Below are 4,409 nucleotides of genomic sequence, written 5' to 3'. Positions count from 1 at the left end.
AATTTAAAAAGTCTTCGAATCGTTTATTGAAACGTATTTGCTGAATACTATGTGTTTAGTGCAAAATAAAAAGGAAGCATTATGCAAATGAAAAATCCTGCAATGATGCTTCCTTTTTAGCGCAAAAAAATATCATTGTATGCACCCTTCAATTCTACTAACCTTCTAATTGGCAGAAAAGTTGATTAGGAGGAATGAAAGGATGCTTACAATGACGCAAATTCATCATATCAAATTTTTGTATGAGGATAAAGGTTATTCCTTACGGAAAATAGCTGAAGAAACCGGACATGATTTTAAAACTGTTCAAAAATATGTGAACCAACAGGATTTTAATGTTACGCCAGAAAAACGTAAAGTAATTCCTAAAAAGATTGACCGATACAAAGATGAAATAATGGCATGGTTAGTAGCTGACTTAGAAATGCCTAGAAAGCAGAGACATACTGGAAAAAGGGTCTACGACCGTTTACAAGAAAAGTACGGGGATGATCTTGATATTAGTCTTCGCTCTATTCAAAGTTTTGTATCGGAAGTTAAAAAAGATTTACAGTTGAAAAAAGAAGTGGCAGCAATTCCATTAACACATATGCCTGGACAGGCACAAGCTGATTTTGGAGAAGCTATTTTCGAAGAAAATGGTGAACGCTTCACAGGATTTTATTTTAACCTCTCATTTCCATATAGTAACGGTGGCTATACACAAATTTTTAAAGGTCAAAATCAAGAATGTTTATTACAAGCAATGCGCCAAATATTTGAACATATTGGTCGTGTACCTACGGTTATTTTATTCGATAATTTATCCGCAGCAGTTAAAAAGATAAGGAAAGATGGTGGCCGAGATTTAGTAGAGCAATTCACAAGATTTGCGGCACATTATGGCTTTCAAAGCAACTTCTGTAATCCTGGGAAAGGGAATGAAAAAGGAAACGTAGAAGGAAAAGTTGGTTATCATCGTCGGAATTTATTTGTGCCTATGCCTGTATTTAAGAGCTTAGAGGATTATAATAAAACGTTATTCGAATTATGTGAGAAAGATCAACAGCGCCCGCATTACAAACGTAAAATTGATATTTCACAACTGATGATAGAAGATAAAAAAGCCATGAAGCCGTTGGCTGAAAAAGCATTTGAGGTGAAACGTTTCAAACAATTGAAAGCGAATGGTTACGGTAAAATTCAAATTGAAACAAATCAGTACTCTACATCACCTAATTTTGCCTATGAAAAAGTGTGGGTAAAAATAACACACAATACGATTTCTATCTTAAATGAAGAATACGAAGAAATTATCCAACATCCAAGACTTTATGGAACAAATTTAGAGTCTATGAAATGGACACCTTATTTGAATCTAATCGCAAAGAAACCAAAATCATTAAAACAAACATTGTTTTATCAGGAACTACCAGACCCATGGAAAGATTTCATTAATGAACAAAAAAAGCCACGTCCAGCAATAGAATTATTAGCTGATTTTATGAATCAAGAAGATAACCTAGTACAAGCAACAGAAGCATTAACAGCGACATTACAATTAGGATTAAAAGATTTAGATAGCATTCGTTTAACGTGGAATAGATTACGTCAACCTCAACAGAATATCGCAGATATTCACGTTCCAGCAGCCTTTATTCAAAAAGAACATAAACCTGATTTAACGATGTATGACCAGTTATTGAATGGCGGTGTGAGATGATGAAAGAGCAAATCGTAAAGTATTGTCGGGAATTGCGTTTGGGAAGTCGAATGAGCGAAGAATATCAACAAATTGAAGCAGAAACACATGAAGAGTTTTTACTGAAGCTCTTAGCAATAGAAGTTGGACACCGCGAAGTCGCACGGACAAATCGATTAATTAAAAATGCGAATTTCGATATCATTAAGACATACGAAAATTATGATTTTACCCGAGTTTCATTACCGGCCAGTATCAATCTTACTACAATTCAAACAGGTAGTTTTATTGAAGCAAAACAAAATTTGATTCTTTATGGACCATCTGGCGTAGGAAAGACTCATTTAGCCACCGCCATAGGCGTGGAACAATGTCATCAAGGGAAAATAGTGAAGTTTTATCGCACTGCCGCTTTAGTAAACGAACTTATTGAAGCAAAGCAGGAAGGACGGCTCGCTAAGTTCTTAAAAACAATTGAGAAAGCAGATTTATTAATTTGTGACGAGTGGGGATTTTTGCCTCTTAGTCAAGAAGGTGCGCAATTATTATTTCAAGTTGTATCAGCGTGTTATGAGCGTAAGAGTCTGATTTTAACAACCAATCTGGAATTCAGTAAATGGTCGACCATCTTCTATGATGAAAAATTAACCGCTGCATTAATTGATCGATTAGTTCATCATAGTCACCTTATTGCATTTCAGGGTCCAAGTTATAGATATCAACATTCTAGTATAAATCTCTAAACTAAATAACCGAAGGGTGCTGGAATTTTAGTTTGCATTTTGAAGGAATTTTATCTTGCATAATACAACCTTGTCCTTTCAAATATTTTACGTAAGTTGTAAAGTAGAAGCGATTTAACGGTACATCTTTATCCACGTCTCTTTCCTTTAGGTATTCATTGAACTTATTAACATCGTTGATGTAGCTGCTGATTGTAGACATTGCTTTCACATCTTCAATGAGCCATTGCTTAAACTTCTCCGTAATTAATTCCATGTATCTCATCCTTTCTTTCGGCTTAAAAAATGTAATCTATATGCCCCTGCTTAGAAATTCATCGCTAAACTTCAACTATCCTTGAATTTATTCAAAATGTAAAAAAAGAAGGAGCAAAATGCGCTCCTCCTCTCGTTCTAGCTAATGCGCAACAATGGACGATTTTCAGCTAAGTAATCAATTACCGCTGTCGTAACGGCTATGATTACTACTTTTAACAACTCAAACCACATTTACGCTCACCTCCTTTCAAATTTAAGTAGGAAAGTTTAACCGACATTCACTTACATGCCTGCGGCCATTTTCAAATATGCAATATAGTTGGAAACGAGCTGCTGATCGTCTACATCGTACATGCGGCTAATTACATCATCAACATCATCTTCATCAATTGATGTTTCCGTTGGTACAACAATCGACATTACGTAGTCCATGAAATCTTCCTCGCACATTAAATCTCCTGTTAAATCTCCAAACTCAATCTTTCTGTAGTATGGCTCACCATCTACAATTACTCTGTGAAATTTTTCATCCATGTAAATCTTCCTCTCTCTGCTTTATTTAAATATTGTCGCTAGTTCAAGTTAGCTTAAATCGTTGGTATGACTAGCTTTTGCTTCCTTTCAACTTTCACTAAATACTTTTGTCACCAGTTCTCGATTACTTTTGTAGCGAGTTTACATCCACTACTTCATCATCTACTAACCAAACTTCGTGAATTTTTCCTTTACCGATTTCAAGCTGAATTAGAAGGTATTCCACGCCAATTTCATTTCTGTAACTTACGATTTCTGCGTTAATTGGTGCTGTCACATTCTTTAGTACATCTACTGGTACAAGCTTTTCGTCCATCTCGTCAGCGTAGAGTTGAACACTCTCAACTGCGATTTCCTCCTGCGGAACACAGATTCCCAAACATTCGCACAACATCTTCTGCAATCTTTCAACAACATTCACATCAATCCCTCCTCTTTCAAACTCTTGCACTTCTCATGTGTAATGATGACGTGGTCTAAGACTTCGATTCCTAGAATTTCGCCTGTGTCATAATCGCTGTTAAAATCCTCGATAATACCGTTTAAAAATTCCCCACTAATAACGGATAATCTATATTAGACAATATAGATTGGAAGTGTGGAGATGACGGTAGTATTGGAGGATATTTTTATGATTAAAGAACTGAAACAGAAAGGATGGACCTTAACGGCCATCGCAGAAGAAACAGGTTATGATAGAAAAACGATTCGAAAATATTTAAATCAAGAAAAGTTACCACAAGCTACAAAGCGAAAAAGCCGTGGTAGCAAACTAGATCCTTATAAATCTTATATATTAGCAAGAATTAAAGAAGGTACTACTAACTGCGCAGTACTATTAGAGGAAATACAAAAGCTAGGATATGAAGGTAAAAGTACAATACTAAGAGAGTTTGTCCAGCCCTATCGGGCAGCACCTAAGAAGCAAGCAACTGTGCGATATGAAACAAAGCCAGGAGAACAAGCACAAGTTGACTGGGCTGAAAACGCAGGAACATGCATCATTGATGGAGAAGAAATTCAGCTTTACGCATTTATTATGATTCTCAGTTATTCTCGAAAGCGTTATATCGAATTTACGACAGATATGAAACAAGACACGCTTATTAAATGTCATCTAAACGCCTTCAGTTATTTTAATGGTGTTCCGCAACAAATTCTTTACGATAATATGCGCACAGTCGTTACAAAGC

At 35.8% G+C, this 4,409-nt stretch carries 7 protein-coding genes; 3 read left to right on the top strand and 4 right to left on the bottom strand.

Annotation, left to right across the window (positions count from 1 at the left end; genetic code table 11):
- Positions 1-202: 202 nt before the first annotated feature.
- Both istA (V514_RS0101465) and istB read left to right on the top strand, forming a co-directional pair.
- Positions 203-1,702 carry an IS21 family transposase gene (gene istA, locus V514_RS0101465; protein ID WP_029497896.1) on the top strand — a complete coding sequence of 500 codons (1,500 nt, stop codon included), beginning with the start codon at positions 203-205 and terminating at the stop codon, positions 1,700-1,702.
- Complete coding sequence (gene istB / locus V514_RS0101460) at positions 1,702-2,424, top strand: IS21-like element helper ATPase IstB (RefSeq protein ID WP_029497895.1); 723 nt, start codon at positions 1,702-1,704, stop codon at positions 2,422-2,424. The genes istA (V514_RS0101465) and istB overlap by 1 nt, the downstream gene beginning before the upstream one ends.
- Position 2,425: 1 nt before the next feature.
- Here the strand turns inward: istB and V514_RS0101455 are convergent, their stop codons facing one another.
- The 4 genes from V514_RS0101455 to V514_RS20740 form a co-directional block, all read right to left on the bottom strand.
- Positions 2,426-2,680, bottom strand: coding sequence for a hypothetical protein (locus tag V514_RS0101455; protein WP_029497894.1), 255 nt, complete (start codon positions 2,678-2,680; stop codon positions 2,426-2,428).
- A gap of 284 nt (positions 2,681-2,964) precedes the next feature.
- A complete protein-coding gene (locus V514_RS20300; protein ID WP_161630158.1) occupies positions 2,965-3,114 on the bottom strand; it encodes a hypothetical protein in 150 nt (49 codons plus the stop codon).
- A gap of 226 nt (positions 3,115-3,340) precedes the next feature.
- On the bottom strand, positions 3,341-3,637 hold the full coding sequence (locus V514_RS0101440) for a hypothetical protein (RefSeq protein ID WP_029497892.1): 297 nt from the start codon (positions 3,635-3,637) through the stop codon (positions 3,341-3,343).
- On the bottom strand, positions 3,634-3,714 hold the full coding sequence (locus V514_RS20740) for a JAB domain-containing protein (protein ID WP_268744194.1): 81 nt from the start codon (positions 3,712-3,714) through the stop codon (positions 3,634-3,636). Before V514_RS20740 ends, V514_RS0101440 begins: the two co-directional genes overlap by 4 nt.
- Positions 3,715-3,820: 106 nt before the next feature.
- Here V514_RS20740 and istA (V514_RS0101435) point away from each other — a divergent pair.
- A partial coding sequence (gene istA / locus V514_RS0101435; RefSeq protein WP_035944113.1) for an IS21 family transposase occupies positions 3,821-4,409 on the top strand: 589 nt, incomplete at its 3' end.

The organism is Kurthia huakuii LAM0618 (assembly GCF_000505545.1).
Classification (GTDB): domain Bacteria; phylum Bacillota; class Bacilli; order Bacillales_A; family Planococcaceae; genus Kurthia; species Kurthia huakuii.
Note: the sequence above shows the minus strand (reverse complement) of the source record. Positions and strands in the feature narration are given on the sequence as shown.

Bases quoted from the DNA above. Each gene is read 5' to 3' on its own strand.
- istA (WP_029497896.1), top strand. From the start codon at position 203: ATGCTTACAATGACGCAAATTCATCATATCAAATTTTTGTATGAGGAT.
- istB (WP_029497895.1), top strand. From the start codon at position 1,702: ATGAAAGAGCAAATCGTAAAGTATTGTCGGGAATTGCGTTTGGGAAGT.
- V514_RS0101455 (WP_029497894.1), bottom strand. From the start codon at position 2,680: ATGGAATTAATTACGGAGAAGTTTAAGCAATGGCTCATTGAAGATGTG.
- V514_RS20300 (WP_161630158.1), bottom strand. From the start codon at position 3,114: ATGGACTACGTAATGTCGATTGTTGTACCAACGGAAACATCAATTGAT.